This window comes from Streptomyces sp. NPDC092370 (assembly GCF_044755265.1).
Taxonomy (GTDB): Bacteria; Actinomycetota; Actinomycetes; order Streptomycetales; family Streptomycetaceae; genus Streptomyces.
This window is the reverse complement of sequence record NZ_JBIVQO010000009.1, coordinates 104,817-119,947: the sequence shown is the minus strand read 5'-3', so window position 1 is coordinate 119,947 and position 15,131 is coordinate 104,817. Positions and strand designations below refer to the sequence as shown.

Below are 15,131 nucleotides of genomic sequence, written 5' to 3'. Positions count from 1 at the left end.
GTCGTCTCATTCCCCGGATCGTCCGTCCCCGTTCACTGCCTGGAGGATGCCGGGCAGCGCCTCGAGGAACGCGTCCGCCTCGTCGTCGCCGAGGTTCAGCGGCGGCATCAGCCGGACGACCTCGGGGGCGGGCACGTTCACCAGGAATCCGGCCTCCTGAGCCGCCTGGCGCAGCTGGGGCGCGAGCGGCTCGGTGAGCACGATACCCAGGAGGAGTCCCGTGCCCCGGACAAAATCGATCAACGGGTGGCCGAGGCCCTCGATTCCCTCCCGCAACCTCTCGCTCTGCCGCTTGACGTTCTCCAGCAACCCCTCGTTCTCGATGGTGTCGAGGACGGCGAGCCCGGCGGCGCAGGCGACCGGGTTGCCGCCGAACGTGGTGCCGTGCTGGCCGGGCCGGAGCAGCTCCGCGGCCCGCCCGAAGGCGACGGTGGCGCCCAGCGGCAGCCCGCCGCCGAGCTGCTTGGCGAGAGTGACGACGTCGGGCAGGACGCCTTCGTGGGCCTGGTACTCGAACCAGTGGCCGGTCCGGCCGATGCCGGTCTGCACCTCGTCGAGGACGAGGAGCGCCCCCGTCGCCGCCGTGATCGCCCGGGCCGCCTTGAGGTAACCGGCCGGCGGGACGACGACGCCGAGCTCGCCCTGGATCGGCTCCAGGATGACGAGGGCGGTCTCCTCGGTGACCGCGGCGGCCAGGGCCTGCGCGTCACCGAAGGGCACGTGGGTGACATCACCGGGCAGGGGCAGGAACGGCTCGCGCTTGCCGGCCTGGCCGGTCATGGCCAGGGCGCCCATGGTCCGCCCGTGGAAGGCGCCCTCGGTGGCGACGACGTGGGTCCGCCCGGTCAGCCGGCCGATCTTGAACGCGGCCTCGTTGGCCTCGGCGCCGGAGTTGCAGAAGAAGACCTTGCCGTCCCGGCCGAACAGGCGCAGCAGCCGCTCGGCGAGGGCGACGGTCGGCTCGGCCATGAAGAAGTTGGAGATGTGGCCGAGGGAGCCGATCTGCCGGGTGACGGCCTCGACGACCGCCGGGTGGGCGTGGCCGAGGGCGTTGGTGGCGATGCCGCCGACGAAGTCGAGGTAGGAACGGCCGTCGGCGTCCCAGACGCGGGTGCCCTCACCGCGTGCCAGGGGCAGCAGCGGGGTGCCGTAGTTGTTCATGAGCGCGCCCTGCCACCGCTCGGCGTACTCCTGATGGACGGTCATACGGCTTCCCCCTCTTGCTCGTCGGGCACGACCATCGTGCCGATGCCCTCGTCGGTGAAGATCTCCAGCAGGATCGAGTGCTGGACCCGGCCGTCGATGACGCGGGCGGTGTTCACGCCGCCCCGCACGGCGTGCAGGCAGCCCTCCATCTTCGGCACCATGCCGGACGACAGGTCCGGCAGCAGCCGCTCCAGCTCTGCGGCGGTGAGGCGGCTGATCACCTCGTCACTGTGCGGCCAGTCCTCGTAGAGGCCCTCGACGTCCGTGAGGACCATGAGGGTTTCGGCGTCCAGTGCAGCAGCGAGTGCCGCAGCCGCCGTATCAGCATTGACGTTGTAGACATGTCCGTCGTCCTGGGAGCGGGCGATCGAGGAGACGACCGGGATGCGGCCGTCGGCGAGCAGGGCCTCGATGGCGCCGGTGTCGATCGCGGTGATCTCGCCGACCCGGCCGATGTCGACCAGTTCGCCGTCGATCTCGGGCTGGTGCTTGGTGGCGGTGATGGTGTGCGCGTCCTCGCCGGTCAGGCCGACGGCGAGCGGCCCGTGCTGGTTGAGCAGCCCGACCAGCTCGCGCTGGACCTGGCCCGCCAGCACCATCCGTACGACGTCCATGGCGTCCTCGGTGGTGACCCTGAGGCCGGCCTTGAACTCGCTGACGATGCCGTGCTGGTCGAGGGCGGCGCTGATCTGCGGGCCGCCGCCGTGCACCACGACGGGCTTGAGGCCGGCGTGGTGCAGGAACACCACGTCCTGGGCGAAGGCGGCCTTGAGGTCCTCGTCGATCATGGCGTTGCCGCCGAACTTGATGACGACCGTCTTGCCGTTGTGCCGGACCAGCCAGGGCAGCGCCTCGATGAGGATCTGCGCCTTGGGCAGCGCGGTGTGCTTGCGCGTGGCTCCACTGCTCATGACGAGTACGCGCTGTTCTCGTGCACGTAGTCGGCGGTGAGGTCGTTGGTCCAGATGGTGGCGGTCTCGGACCCGGCGGCGAGGTCGGCGACGATGTGCACCTCGCGGTAGCGCATGTCGACCTTGTCGCGGTCCTCGCCGACACCGCCGTTCTTGCAGACCCACACGCCGTTGATGGCGACGTTCAGCCGGTCCGGCTCGAAGGCGGCCCGCGTGGTGCCGATCGCGGAGAGGACGCGGCCCCAGTTGGGGTCCTCGCCGTGGAGGGCGCACTTGAGGAGGTTGTTGCGGGCGATGGAGCGGCCCACCTCGACGGCGTCGTCCTCGGTCGCGGCGTTGATCACCTCGACCTTGATGTCCTTGCTGGCGCCCTCGGCGTCCCGGATGAGCTGCTGGCCGAGATCGTCGCAGACCTGCCGTACGGCTTCGGCGAACTCCTCGTAGCCGGGGCTGACCCCGGCCGAGCCGGAGGCGAGCAGCAGCACGGTGTCGTTGGTGGACATGCAGCCGTCGGAGTCGACCCGGTCGAAGGTCGTGCGGGTGGCCGCCCGCAGGGCCTTGTCCAGCACCCCGTCGTCCAGGTCGGCGTCGGTGGTGAGGACGACGAGCATGGTGGCGAGGCCGGGGGCCAGCATGCCCGCGCCCTTGGCCATGCCGCCGACGGTCCAGCCGTCCTTGGTGACGACGGACGTCTTGTGGACGGTGTCGGTGGTCTTGATGGCGATGGCGGCCTTCTCGCCGCCGTGCTCGCTGAGCGCCTCGGCGGCCGTCTCGACGCCCGGGAGCAGTTTGTCCATGGGGAGCAGCACGCCGATGAGGCCGGTGGAGCAGACGGCGACCTCGATGGCGCCCCGGCCGAGGACCTCGGCGGCCTTCTCGGCCGTCGCGTGGGTGTCCTGGAAGCCCTTGGAGCCCGTGCAGGCGTTGGCGCCGCCGGAGTTGAGGACGACGGCGGACACCTGGCCGCTCTTCAGCACCTGCTCGGACCACAGGACCGGCGCGGCCTTCACACGGTTGGAGGTGAAGACGCCGGCGGCGGCGCGGCGGGGCCCGTTGTTGACCACGAGGGCCAGGTCCGGGTTGCCGTTCTCCTTGATCCCGGCGGCGATGCCCGCCGCCGTGAATCCCTTGGCTGCCGTGACGCTCACGGTGCGACTCCGATCGTGGAAAGTCCGGTGGTCTCGTCGAGACCCAGGGCGATGTTCATGCTCTGGACGGCACCGCCCGCGGTGCCCTTGGTGAGGTTGTCGATGGCGCTGATCACGATGATCCGCCCGGCGGCCTCGTCGTATGCGACCTGCACCTGAACGGCGTTCGAACCGTAGACGGACGCCGTGGCGGGCCACTGTCCCTCGGGGAGCAGGTGCACGAACGGCTCGTCGGCGTACGCCTTCTCGTAGGTGGTGCGCAGCGACTCGCCCGTGACGCCGTCGGCGGCCTTGGCGCTGCACGTGGCGAGGATGCCGCGGGGCATGGGCGCGAGGGTCGGCGTGAACGACACGGAGACCGGCTGCCCCGCGGCCGCGCTGAGGTTCTGGGTGATCTCGGGGGTGTGCCGGTGCACGCCGCCGACGCCGTAGGGGGACATCGAGCCCATGACCTCGCTGCCCAGCAGGTGCGGTTTGGGCGCCTTGCCCGCGCCGGACGTGCCGGAGGCGGCGACGATCACGGCCTCGGGCTCGGCCAGGTCCGCCGCGTACGCCGGGACGAGGGCGAGGGAGACGGCGGTCGGGTAGCAGCCGGGCACCGCGATGCGCTTGGACCCCTCCAGCGCGGCGCGGCCACCCGGCAGTTCGGGAAGGCCGTAGGGCCAGGTTCCGGCGTGCGACGAGCCGTAGAACTTCTCCCAGGCGGCGGCGTCCGTCAGCCGGAAGTCGGCGCCCATGTCGACGACGAGTACGTCCGGGCCGAGCTGCTCGGCGACGGCGGCGGACTGCCCGTGCGGCAGCGCGAGGAAGACGACGTCGTGGCCGGCGAGGACCTCCGGGGTGGTCTCCTGGAGTACTCGGCCGGCCAGGGGCAGCAGGTGCGGCTGGAGCGCACCGAGCTTCTGCCCCGCGTTCGAGTTGCCGGTCAGGGCGCCGATCTCGACCTCGGGGTGCGCCAGGAGCAGACGCAGCAGTTCCCCGCCCGCGTACCCACTCGCTCCGGCCACTGCCGCACGTACCGCCATGGATCCTCCTCCTTAGAGGGCATGACTATACGTTTCTCTGCACGTTTATGCAATCCCATTCATGGCGTGCGGTGGCCACTGCCGCGACCGCGAATTTTAGTTGGCGGACGAGCACGCCAGTTGGCGGATCTTGCTTCCGTAACGGTGCGTAGCGATCACAGTCGAAGAATGGCCCCCGCTGCCGGTCGGGCGGTGCTGCTGTTGGCGCGTGAGGCAGCGAGGGCGAAGATTCCGTCGGGCTCAAGTCATCTGGACCAGCTCGTCACGGCCTACGACGCGGCTGCCGGCGTGCGGGATCGGCTGCTGCTCGGGGACGGCGGTTGCGCCGGTGGAGCACGTCGTGGCGTGTGGGTGCCGGCGAGGTCTGCCGGCCGGTCTGGGACATGGCTCACGTGCCGGTGCTGTCGTCCCGGCCGATGCGGGGGTTCACCTGGCGTGCGAAGCAGCGTCATCGCCCTGGGCTTGAGGTGATGACGCCAACGGGCAGGACGCATGACTTCCTGGCCCGCGACTACGAAACCCTGCCCGCCCGCTCCGAAGCCATGATCCAGTTGAGTCCGACCATCCAAGATCCCCGGCAGAGTCAAGTGAGGAACGCAGGAAGCCCCGTCGGGGCAGGGTGACCACATGGGGCCCTGCCCCGACGGGGCTCGGTCGGCCGGACGGCGGGTTACCGGCGCCCGGCAGAGGCCGGTGTCGTGTGCGTGCTTTGCGGCTCAGCCGAAGTTCACGTCGCTGCACCACATGTAGGCCTGGTCCAGGTGCGAGGCCTGCCAGATCACGAACAGGATGTGGTGTCCGGTGTAGCCGGAGGTCTGGACGGGGAACGTGATGTTCTGCGCCGGGGCGAAGCGGCCGGTCTGCGTGATGAAGTCGAGGTTGCTCCAGCCCAGGGTCTGCGTCTTGGGGTTGAAGCCCTGCTTGCTCACGTAGACCTTGAAGTAGTCGGCACCGTGGGACGCCTGGTCGTACAGGTGGACCGAGAAGTTGTTGCCGACGGTGGTGGTCTTCCACGGTCCGGGCTTGTTCAGGCTGGCGTTCCTCGAGAGGTTGTTGCTGCAGAGCGTCCCGTCGGGGGTCCGTGCCTGGAACTGGCCACCGAGGCCGTCGCGGAGCGCGCTCATCCAGTTCCACATGGTGTCGGGGTTGGCCTGGAAGGCCTGCCAACACATGGGGTCTTGGGTCTGCATGGCCGGGTTCGTGTGGTTGTTGCCCCACGTCTTCCAGCACTGGTACGCGCGGGTGGCGGGGCCGACGACGGTGCCGTGAGCCTGGGCGGGGGCCGACCAGGTGAGTGCGCCGACAACCACGGCGAACAGCATGACGAACGCCTGGAGAGGCCGGCGGAGGGGCGACAAACGTCCGGCTAACGGACTCTGTTTGCGCATGTGGGGGGACTCCTTCCAGTTGCAAGGCTGTCATGGGAGCGCTCCCAACGGTAGGTATTCCGAGTGAGATGTCAATAAAACGAACGGAGTTGATTACAGGGATGGGCGGCCGGCAGGGAATCTGCCGTGAGCCGGGAGTCAGAACCGTTCCCCGGACCGGAAAGCGAGGATGCGGCCTGGACTGGTGCGCCTGGCCGGCGATGCCGCCCTCTCCTCTTGAAGGACGTAGTGGGCATCGTTCGTCGTTCCCGACTCGGGCAAGCACCGACCGCTACTCGTGCTCGGACCAGCGGATCTCGCTACTCCGAGGCGTCTGCCAGATCGACGGAGGGCTCTTGTCCACGCTGGAAGGCACGGCCGAAGTGCTGGCCGGAGCTGCCGACGGACAGGAGGTCCGGGCGTTTGGCCACGCGACCGTCTCCGGAGGAACGCCCACGCGCGCGCCTGCCGATCCACGGACCCAGGAATCCGGCGACCCAGCGCACCTCGGCTGACGCGGCACGCAAGAATCGTGCCCGACCAACAGGCAGGACGGGCAACGGGTGCGTCCAGGAGTCGTCAGTGTCCGGCAGGTTGAGCGAGTGAGCGAGCGCCGCGGCGATCCGCTGGTGGCCGAGTGGGCTCGAGTGGAGGCGGTCCTGACTCCACAGACGTGGATCCGTGGCCACCGGATACAGGGTGACGTCGGCGACGACGACACCGTGCCGGTGCGCCGCCGCGCGAACGCGGTGGTTCAGCGCCTCAAGACGCGGCCGGAGCGGACGGGCCAGTGGAGTGACGCGCGCGATGTCGGGAACGGTGAGCGTCGCCACGCGCGCCCCCTGGCTGGTGAGCGCGGCGAACATCGCCTCCAGATGCGCGGCCACCTCATCCGGATCGAAGCGGGGGCGCAGCATGTCGTTGACTCCGGCCACGACCGTCGCGAAGTCCGGCCGTAGCGCAAGCGCCGCGGGCAACTGCTCCGCGTGGACCTGCCCCGCCAGACGGCCCCGTACCGCGAGATTGGCGTACTGGAGCTGCGGGCTGTGGCGAGCCAGGTGCTCGGCGAGCCGGTCGGCCCACCCGCGCAGGCCCGTCAGATCGTCGCCGTCGCCCACCCCCTCGGTGTGACTGTCGCCCAGGGCCACGAAGCGCAGGTAGCGGGTCTCAGTGCCTGACATGAGCGGCTGACTCCTTCTCGCGATCACCGGAAGAGCCACCACTCTACTCACTTTTTTGAGTAACCATCTTGGCGCGCTGGTCGAGCCTGCGCAACGTCATGTCGCCCCACTGGAGGTTCTCCCGCTCGAACGACATCCCGCGCAGCAGAGTGAGGTACGGGCCGATACGCTCGGCCTCGGCGAAGTACGCCTCCTCCGAGCGGCCGCCCAGCAGTCGTTGCCGGATTCTCTCGTAGCGGGCCAGCTTGGCCGTGGCCCATTCCATGCGTTCGACGACGGCGGCGCGCACCGCCTCGACGTCGCCGGCGTCCGCGCACTGCACCTTGACCAGCAGCTCGTCCCTGATGACCGCGGGCCGACCCGGCGGCTCGGCCGTGTATGCGCGCACCGCCTCCCGCCCAGCCTCCGTCAGAGAGAACAGCCGTTTGTTGGGACGACGCCGCTGCTCGACGAGGCGAGCCGTGACCAGCCCCTCGGCCTCCATGCGCTCCAGCTCCCGATAGAGCTGCTGAGGCGTCGCCGCCCAGAAGTTCGCGACCGTCGCGTCGAAGCCCTTCGCGAGGTCGTAACCGGACGCCTCGCCCTCCAGCAGCGCGGCCATCACCGCGTTCCGCAATGCCATGGGAGCACGGTACGGCCCAGCGAGTATTCAATGATGAGCACTCCCGGAGCGCCGCACCCTCGACAAGAATCGGAGTCGCCTCTACCCTCCTCTACACCTATGCAACTCGTTGAGTATAGAGGTCGATCATGCATCCCTTCCGCAAGGCCGTCGAGAACGGTGACCTGGACGCCGTGGCCGCCCTTCTGGCCGACGACGTCGTCTTCACCAGCCCGGTCGCCTTCAAGCCGTACCCGGGCAAGGCGATCACCACCGCGATCCTGCGCGCCGTGACACAGGTCTTCGAGAACTTCACCTACGTCCGGGAGATCGCGAACCCCGACGGCCGCGACCACGCGTTCGTCTTCACCGCGAGCGTCGCCGGAAAGAAGCTCCAGGGCTGCGACTTCCTGCACTTCGACGAGGACGGCAAGATCGACGACTTCACGGTGATGGTGCGCCCGCTGTCGGCCGCCCACGCGCTGTCGGAGGCCATGGGCGCCCAGTTCGAGAAGATCGCCCAAGAGGCCGCCGAACAGTGAGCCCGACGACCGACGCCGTGGTCATCGGCGCGGGAACGCCTGACTGACCGCCGCCACCCTCCAGCATGCGGGACGACGACCTCCTGGTGAGGCGTCACAACATCCCCGGCGGCTGAGCCACGTCCTTCGGCGCGGGCGCTTCGAGCTCGAGACGGCGCTGCACCAGTTGTCCGTCATCGAGCCGTCCTGCACACGCTCACGGCATCGGGGTGGGCCGAAGACCGAGAACGCGGCGCGGCTCCCGTCGCGGACGCCGTGCGGCAAGGATGACGGGTCATGACGATCGTGTTCCGGGTCCCTGCCGACGGTGCGGAGCGGGTGGGGTTCGCCTACTCGCCGACGATGGAAGCCGTGCCGAGTCTCCATGGGCTGGTGGAGCCCAAGCACCACCCCGTCCAGCACGGGTGGGTGCGTTCGTGACTCGAGGAACTCCGCGCAGCAGACGAAGACGAGCTCGCCGAACTCCGCGCCGACCGCGCAGCCCTCATCCACGTCGTCCACCAGATGCCCCTGGAAACCGGCAACTCCGCCGGCAGCGCACGGCCCCTGCCCCTGCCCCTGCCCCTGCAGCAGCACAGGACCGCACAGCGCAACTGGTGTGCTGCTGTCGCTGGTTCGGTGGTGGGCTGAGTCGGTATGCACAGGGATTGGCGGCCCTCGGTGCACCTTTCGGCGACGAACAGGGCTTACGGGTGGAAGCCTGCGAAGACTATGCGTTCTGCTGGATCCGTGAGCGGTCCAGGCCGGGTGGGGCGTGGAGGCGTCCCACCCGGCCGGGTGTTATCGGATGTGCTTCGCCGGCTTGGTGGCGGCGTTGAGCAGGTACTCCAGGGGGCCGCGGCGGAAGAAGCGGGACCAGACAGTGGCGAACACGATCGCCCCGAGGACGTACATGATCAGCGGCAACCACGACTGCTGAGTGCTGGTTTCGGCGGGCGTGGACAGCACGGACTGTGCGACGAAGTGGCCGACGTAGGCGGTCAGGGACATGGTGCCCACGGCGATGACCGGTTTCGCCAGACGGCGCAGTCGCGGCAGGCGGTCCATCAGCACCGTCGCGCCCACGATCACGAGGATCGCGACTCCGACGCTGCCGATGATGTCGAACGTGGTGCCGCTGTGCGGCCCGGCCGACAGGAGCGACGACGCCGGCATATCGGGGAACGACCCGCCGTCGGGGGGCATCGAACCGCTGCCGGGGGGCATCGAACCGGAGCCGCCGGACGACGACCCGTCTTCCGCCGTGCTCCTCAGCGCGTTCTTGCCGGCGAGCAGCAAGGACATGCCGTACGCGGCCACGGTGAGGGAGGCACCGACTGCGGCCAGGCGCCGCCGGACAGTGCTGGAGGACAGGTCGAGGCGGCCCAGCGCCATGCCTGCGATCACGAACGACATCCAGGTGAGCGCCGGATAGAAGCCGGTGAGCAGCAGATCGAGCACTCCCACCTCGCTGAGGCGGCGGAGCGGGTCGTAGGCGTTGATGCTCTCCTGGACCGACGGAGTCAGCAGCGAGTTCAGGGCGAACGCCAGCTGCGGTGTGACGAGGGCGAAAGCGGCCGCGATGATCGCGAGCGTCTTGGCGCTCAGTCGCACCAGGGGCAGGGCGAGGAGGAAGTAGACACCGTAGAAGCCGAGGATGATCACTCCCCCGTACTCCATCGCCATTGCGGTGCCCAGCGCCAGCAGGACCACGGCGCGGATCGCGATCCTGGCCTTCGCCTGCCGGCCGGCCAGGCCGGTCTTGGGCTCGCGGCGGCCGGCGAGCAGCATCAGTGAGAACCCGGCGAGGGTGGCGAACAGGACCGAGGAGTGGCCGTCCGCTATGTAGCGGATCCAGCTGGCGACGCCGGTCGTGGCGGACAGCGGGGGGCCGATGTGCACGATGTACATGCCGAACACCGCCAGCGCACGGGCCAGGTCCACCCCGACGAGTCGTCCCATCGAGGGACCGGCCGAGGCCGGCGCAGCGGGCTCGAGGGAGGTCCGGGGCCGCGGAGGCGAGTTCTCCTGCGGGGCTGACGTGCCCTGCGATGTCGTTGGTGTCTGTGGCATGTGGAGACTCTCGCGTCGCCGCCGGGCGGGAGGCCATCCGGCAGGCTTCGGTAACGGCCCCGCCGGTCGGCGGGTGCCGCCCCGCCGACCGGCGGAGTCTTACTTCCGACCTGTCCGGTGCGAACCGGTGCGACTCGCCGACGATCTTCTTCAGCCACTCGGCGGGGGTGGACCCGACGGTTGCCGGATGGGCGCACGGAGGCCGGGATTCCAGGCTGGAGGCATGACACACCGTGCGCGACACGAGGAGCCCGACGCCCTTCTCGCGTCACGGGCCGACGTGCCGGGCCGTGACGCCGTCCAGAGGGGCGGGTTTGCGGAGTTCCTCGGCCTGCTGCCGGCGGCGGGCGCCCTCGTCCTGCTCGTCGTGCGTCCTGAGGTCCCCGAAGCGTTGGTGCGCGCCTTCGCCACGAGCACAGTCGGACTCGTCCGCTGAGCCGGCACACGATCACGCCCGGTCCGGCCGGCGCCGCCGACGCGGTGCCGGGCGGAGGGCAGAAGAAAGGAATTTCGTGAACACCGCATCCGCCCCGACGACGGATGAGCCCCATGAGACGTCTCTATCCGCCCGGGAGACGGCCAGGGCGCTGTACGCGTATGTGCGGCCGCACCGGTGGGCCGTCGTCCTCGGTCTGCTGTGTGCCCTGGTCGGGGCCGCAGGGGGACTGCTCCAACCGCTGGCCACGAAGATGCTGGTGGACCGGCTCGCCTCGGGTGAGACCATCGCCGGGATCCTGATCGCGCTCACCGTGCTGGTGGTGGCGGGCACGGCGGTCGAGGCGTTCGGCGCGTATGTGCTGGAGCGGACGGCGGAGTCGGTGGTCCTGGCCGCGCGGCGCACCCTGGTGGGGCGGTTGCTACGGCTGCGGATCGCGGAGTTCGAGCGGATCCCGCCGGGCGATCTGATGTCCCGGATCACTTCCGACACGACGCTGCTGCGGGCGGTCAGTACCCAGGCGGTCGTCTCCGCGGCCTCTGGCGCGGTGGCCTTCGTCGCGGCGATCGTCATGATGGCGTTCCTGGACCTCGTGCTGCTGGGTGTGACGCTCGGGGTGGTCGTGCTGATCGGCGGGGCCGTCGCGCTGGTGATGCCGAAGATCGCGCGGGCCACGGAGCGGGCACAGGAGGCGGTCGGGGAGGTCTCCGTCGCGCTGGAGCGGGCTCTGGGGGCGTTTCGCACGGTCAAGGCGTCCGGCGCCGAGGAGCGGGAGACCGACCGGGTGGAGGCGGCGGCGCGGCGAGCGTGGCGGCACGGCGTGAAGAGCGCGAAGTGGGAGGCCGCGGCGGGCTCGGCCGACGAACTCGCCGTCCAGCTGGCCTTCCTCGCGGTGCTCGCGGTCGGCGGGGCGCGGGTGGCGTCCGGGGAGATCCCCGTGTCCACCCTCATCGCCTTCCTGCTGTACCTCTTCTACCTGATCGAGCCGGTGTCCACGCTGATCGAAGCCGGGTCCTCCTATCAGGAGGGGGCGGCCGCGCTGTCCCGGATCGCGCAGGTGGAACGCCTGGCGACGGAGTCGCCCGACCGTCGGACGGGCGCCCTGCCCAGGCAGGGGGCACCGGTCCCGGGTCCGGCGTCGGTCCGCTTCGAGGACGTGTCCTTCCGCTATCGACCTGGCCAGCCGTACGTCCATCAGCAGGTGAGCTTCGAGGTACCGGGCACCGGGATGACGGCCTTCGTGGGCCCTTCCGGTGCGGGCAAGTCGACGGTGTTCGCACTCCTCGAGCGGTTCCACGAGACCACCGGCGGCCGGGTCCTGGTCGACGGCAAGGACGTACGGGACTGGTCCCTGTCCGAGCTACGGTCCGCCATCGGGTACGTGGAGCAGGACGCCCCGGTGCTGGCCGGCACGCTCCGCGAGAACCTCGTCTTCGCGGCGCCCGGCGCGACGGACGACGACATCCGCGACGTCCTGGCCCGCACGAGGCTCGACACCCTCGTCGAGCGCCTGCCCCACGGCCTGGACACCCCGGTCGGACACCGCGGCTCGAAGCTGTCGGGCGGTGAGCGGCAGCGCGTCGCCATCGCCCGCGCCCTGTTGCGCAGGCCACGCCTGCTGTTGCTGGACGAGGCGACCTCGCAGCTCGATGCCGTCAACGAGCTGGCGCTGCGGGACGTCGTCGCGCAGGTGGCTCGCGAGGCCACCGTGCTGGTGGTGGCCCACCGTCTGTCGACGGTGACGGGTGCCGACCGGATTGTCGTCATGGACGGCGGACATGTCCGGGCCGTGGGCACCCATGAGGAACTGGTGGCCCAGGACCGGCTGTACGCGCACCTGGCGGCCACCCAGTTCCTCGCCCCCGCGCGATGACGCACCACACGCAGGGTGTCCGGTCGTCCACTGCCGCGTTCCCGGCCGGGCCACCCCAAGCACCGGCACCCACGCAAACCAAGACCGTGAAAGGCCCTGTATGCGCACCGAGTCCGCCATCCGTTGCAGAGGCGCGGTGTGGGACTGGCTGGCCCAGCCGGCCGCGCTGTTCGGCGGCGTGTACGGGCTCCTGGTGTCGAGTTCGGCCGTCGCCGCGCTCACGCAGTTCGGCGAGACGACTCGAGCGGCACGCATGGACGACGCCCTATGGGTCCTGTTCACCGCCCTCGCCTCGGCCCTGGCCCATGGTTACGCCCACCAGATCGCCCACCGCGACGCGCAGGGTCATCCCGGCGTACGGGGTGTGGTGCGTGCCGTGCTCGCCGAATGGCCACTGGTAGTGGCAGCGTTGCCCACCACGCTGGTGCTGTGGGGGGCGGGCCTTGGCTGGTGGCGCTCCACAGGCATCGAGTACGTCGCCTTCGGAATCAACACCGTCCTGCTGCTGGGCTGGGGCGTGCTCGCCGCCCGGGCCGCGGGCCGGACGTGGGGACGAGCCGTCAGGATCGGCGGTATCGACGCGCTTGTGGGAATGGCCGTCGCCTTGGTCAGCACCCTGCTGAAGTGACGCGGCGATGTCGCGGATGCCGCTGAGGGGCCGATGTCGTCGGCCGCGTATCGGCCCCTGGCCGTCCCCTGTCCGGCCTCCGTCAGGCGCTGAGGCCGGCCAGGGCGTCGGCGAGCGTACGAGATCCACGCGGATCAGCCGACGGACCGAGGACTCGACACCGGTCTGAAGGGGCCCGCGACAGGACACATCCCGCCCCGGGCGGCGGACGAGCGGAACCGCGGTTCGCGGCATGAGGTCTGGACGTGATCGATGGGCTCATCCAGTCACCACCACGGCACAGCATGGGGTGGCGTGCCGTGGCAGGCGGCCGGGCGGCGGCTGTGCGGCCCGGCGGCCTGCTCGGTCAGTCCGTGCTGAGGGGAATGCGCAGCCGCACCCGGTAGCCGCCCTCCGCGGTCGGGCCCGTCTCCAGGGTGCCGTGCAGAATGTCGGCCCGTTCCCGCAGACCGACCAAGCCCTGCTGCGAACCGGGCAGGGGCAGCGAAGGGCGGGTGGGCGGGGTGTTGGTGATGGTCACTCCGATGCCGTCGCCGTCCTGCCACAGCTCGACGCGCGCTCTGGCGCCGGGGGCGTGCTTGCGGACGTTGGTCAGCGCTTCCTGGACCGTACGGTAGAGGGCCCGTTGCGCGGGTGTGCCCACGGTGGGCGGCAGCTCACCCGACACCTCCACGTGAGGGCCGCCTGATTCCACCAGGTTGCGCAGGTCGGCCAGGGTGGGCTGAGGCGTCAGCTCGGTGGCGTCGCCGCCGGAGGCGCGCAGCAGCGTGACCATGGTGCGTAGTTCGTCGAGCGTGGTGACGCTCAGCGAACGGATCGTGCGGGCGGCTTCCTTGGCGTCCGCGTCCTTGGTGGCGACCTGAAGCGCCCCGGCCCGTACGGCGATCAGGCTGACCTGGTGGGAGACGACGTCGTGCATCTCGCGGGCCAGCTGGGCGCGTTCGCGGGCGAGCACTGCCTGGGCATGCAGGGCCCGCTCATGCTCCCTGGCCTCCTCGATCTCGGCCAGCCGCCGCGCCAGGTCCCGTTGCGCCTGGAGAAGCTGGCCGAAGAGGACCGGGGCCGCGGCGGTCGCCAGGCCGTACACGAAGAAGACCAGTGTCATGGTCCGGTCGACCTCGGCCAGGGGCCACGGAGTACTGCTCGCGACGGCGGCCAAGGCGACGCACATGGCGAGGAGACGGCGATTTCGGGAGCGTTCGGCCAGGGTGAACAGCGCCGCGAGCACAGCGACGGCGACATCCTGCATCAGCGCGACGGGCAGGGTCAGCAGGAACACGCCGAGCGGGAAGCGGCGCCTGAAGGCCAGCGCGGTGCAGCCGACAGCGGCCAGCGCGAGCACGAGGGGCGTGTGCTCCACCATGTTGAGCCACACATCCACGGCCGCCACCGCCACCAGGGCGAGGTCGGTGACCGGCGTGGGAAGCCGCCGCCACATGGTGCGTGGGCGGCTCATCGGCCTGCCTCCCGCGCGTGCTCGTCGAGCAGTCCGGCCCGCTGTGCCAGCAGCGCGGCCTGCACCCGGCTCGACACCCGGAGCTTGGTGAGGATGGCGCTGACATGGTCCTTGACCGTGCCGGCACCCAGGTGGATGCGCGCGCCGATGTCGGCGTTCGACAGTCCCTCCGCCACCAGGACGAGGACGTCGCGTTCACGTGCGGTGAGCAGCCGGACCCGTGCCGCGTCCTCGTCGACGGCCGCCTCGGTGCCGGGGTGGCTGTGCAACAGGCTCCGTGACGCCTTGGGGGAGAGCACGACGCCGCCCGCGGCCAGGGTGCGCACCAGGTGGGCGAGCTGCTCCGGCTCGGTGTCCTTGAGGAGGAAGCCGGCCGCGCCGGAGTGCAGCGCGGTCAGGATGTACTCGTCGGCGTCGAAGGTGGTCAGCATCGCCACGACCGGAGCGTCCGGCGCCTTCCGCAGCTCGCGCAGGACGGTGAGCCCGTCGACGTCCGGCATCCGTATGTCCAGCAGCACCACGTCGGGCCGCTCCCGGCGGATAGTCCCGACGGCTTCGCCGCCGCTCGCGGTCGCGACGACCTCGATGTCCTCGGACGCGTTCAGAATGAGTTCGAAGCCCGAGCGGACCAGTGCCTCGTCGTCGACCACCACTACCCGGATCACGTGCTCCGCCTCACCTTCATTCATGCCGTCCGGCCCATGC

Annotated in this window: 14 protein-coding genes and 1 pseudogene; 5 read left to right on the top strand and 10 right to left on the bottom strand. The window is 70.3% G+C overall.

Annotated features, from left to right (window positions below):
• Positions 1-6: 6 nt before the first annotated feature.
• The 7 genes from ACIQHQ_RS25795 to ACIQHQ_RS25765 form a co-directional block, all read right to left on the bottom strand.
• Positions 7-1,206, bottom strand: coding sequence for an acetylornithine transaminase (locus ACIQHQ_RS25795; protein ID WP_402615586.1), 1,200 nt, complete (start codon positions 1,204-1,206; stop codon positions 7-9).
• Complete coding sequence (gene argB / locus ACIQHQ_RS25790) at positions 1,203-2,117, bottom strand: acetylglutamate kinase (protein WP_402615584.1); 915 nt, start codon at positions 2,115-2,117, stop codon at positions 1,203-1,205. Before argB ends, ACIQHQ_RS25795 begins: the two co-directional genes overlap by 4 nt.
• On the bottom strand, positions 2,114-3,265 hold the full coding sequence (gene argJ, locus ACIQHQ_RS25785) for a bifunctional glutamate N-acetyltransferase/amino-acid acetyltransferase ArgJ (protein WP_402615582.1): 1,152 nt from the start codon (positions 3,263-3,265) through the stop codon (positions 2,114-2,116). The genes argB and argJ overlap by 4 nt, the downstream gene beginning before the upstream one ends.
• Complete coding sequence (argC, locus tag ACIQHQ_RS25780) at positions 3,262-4,290, bottom strand: N-acetyl-gamma-glutamyl-phosphate reductase (protein WP_402615579.1); 1,029 nt, start codon at positions 4,288-4,290, stop codon at positions 3,262-3,264. The genes argJ and argC overlap by 4 nt, the downstream gene beginning before the upstream one ends.
• 716 nt (positions 4,291-5,006) lie before the next feature.
• A complete protein-coding gene (locus tag ACIQHQ_RS25775) occupies positions 5,007-5,612 on the bottom strand; it encodes a lytic polysaccharide monooxygenase (RefSeq protein WP_031143971.1) in 606 nt (201 codons plus the stop codon).
• A gap of 365 nt (positions 5,613-5,977) precedes the next feature.
• Complete coding sequence (locus tag ACIQHQ_RS25770) at positions 5,978-6,838, bottom strand: SGNH/GDSL hydrolase family protein (RefSeq protein ID WP_402615576.1); 861 nt, start codon at positions 6,836-6,838, stop codon at positions 5,978-5,980.
• 43 nt (positions 6,839-6,881) lie between these two features.
• The gene (locus ACIQHQ_RS25765) at positions 6,882-7,460 is read right to left on the bottom strand and encodes a PadR family transcriptional regulator (RefSeq protein ID WP_402615574.1); all 579 of its coding nucleotides are present in this window, start codon (positions 7,458-7,460) and stop codon (positions 6,882-6,884) included.
• A gap of 128 nt (positions 7,461-7,588) precedes the next feature.
• Between ACIQHQ_RS25765 and ACIQHQ_RS25760 the strand changes: the two genes are divergently transcribed.
• On the top strand, positions 7,589-7,981 hold the full coding sequence (locus ACIQHQ_RS25760) for a nuclear transport factor 2 family protein (RefSeq protein WP_402615571.1): 393 nt from the start codon (positions 7,589-7,591) through the stop codon (positions 7,979-7,981).
• A 276-nt stretch (positions 7,982-8,257) separates the two neighbouring features.
• Positions 8,258-8,398 (top strand): annotated as a pseudogene (locus tag ACIQHQ_RS25755) (DUF5937 family protein); the annotation flags it as partial.
• Between the two features lie 363 nt (positions 8,399-8,761).
• Here ACIQHQ_RS25755 and ACIQHQ_RS25750 read toward each other — a convergent pair.
• Positions 8,762-9,922, bottom strand: coding sequence for a DUF418 domain-containing protein (locus tag ACIQHQ_RS25750; RefSeq protein WP_402615568.1), 1,161 nt, complete (start codon positions 9,920-9,922; stop codon positions 8,762-8,764).
• Positions 9,923-10,256: 334 nt separating this feature from the next.
• On the opposite strand from ACIQHQ_RS25750, the gene ACIQHQ_RS25745 reads away from it, so the two are divergent.
• The 3 genes from ACIQHQ_RS25745 to ACIQHQ_RS25735 all read left to right on the top strand — a co-directional run bounded on the left by ACIQHQ_RS25745 (position 10,257) and on the right by ACIQHQ_RS25735 (position 12,970).
• Positions 10,257-10,469 carry a hypothetical protein gene (locus ACIQHQ_RS25745; protein ID WP_402615565.1) on the top strand — a complete coding sequence of 71 codons (213 nt, stop codon included), beginning with the start codon at positions 10,257-10,259 and terminating at the stop codon, positions 10,467-10,469.
• Between the two features lie 76 nt (positions 10,470-10,545).
• Entirely contained in the window at positions 10,546-12,342 is a 1,797-nt protein-coding gene (locus tag ACIQHQ_RS25740; RefSeq protein WP_402615563.1) for an ABC transporter ATP-binding protein, read from the top strand.
• A 100-nt stretch (positions 12,343-12,442) separates the two neighbouring features.
• Positions 12,443-12,970: a hypothetical protein gene (locus tag ACIQHQ_RS25735; protein WP_402615560.1), complete on the top strand. Its 528-nt coding sequence runs from the start codon at positions 12,443-12,445 to the stop codon at positions 12,968-12,970.
• A 346-nt stretch (positions 12,971-13,316) separates the two neighbouring features.
• Here the strand turns inward: ACIQHQ_RS25735 and ACIQHQ_RS25730 are convergent, their stop codons facing one another.
• Positions 13,317-14,426 carry a sensor histidine kinase gene (locus ACIQHQ_RS25730; RefSeq protein ID WP_402615558.1) on the bottom strand — a complete coding sequence of 370 codons (1,110 nt, stop codon included), beginning with the start codon at positions 14,424-14,426 and terminating at the stop codon, positions 13,317-13,319.
• Complete coding sequence (locus ACIQHQ_RS25725) at positions 14,423-15,115, bottom strand: response regulator (RefSeq protein WP_402615555.1); 693 nt, start codon at positions 15,113-15,115, stop codon at positions 14,423-14,425. The genes ACIQHQ_RS25730 and ACIQHQ_RS25725 overlap by 4 nt, the downstream gene beginning before the upstream one ends.
• Between the last annotated feature and the right edge of the window lie 16 nt (positions 15,116-15,131).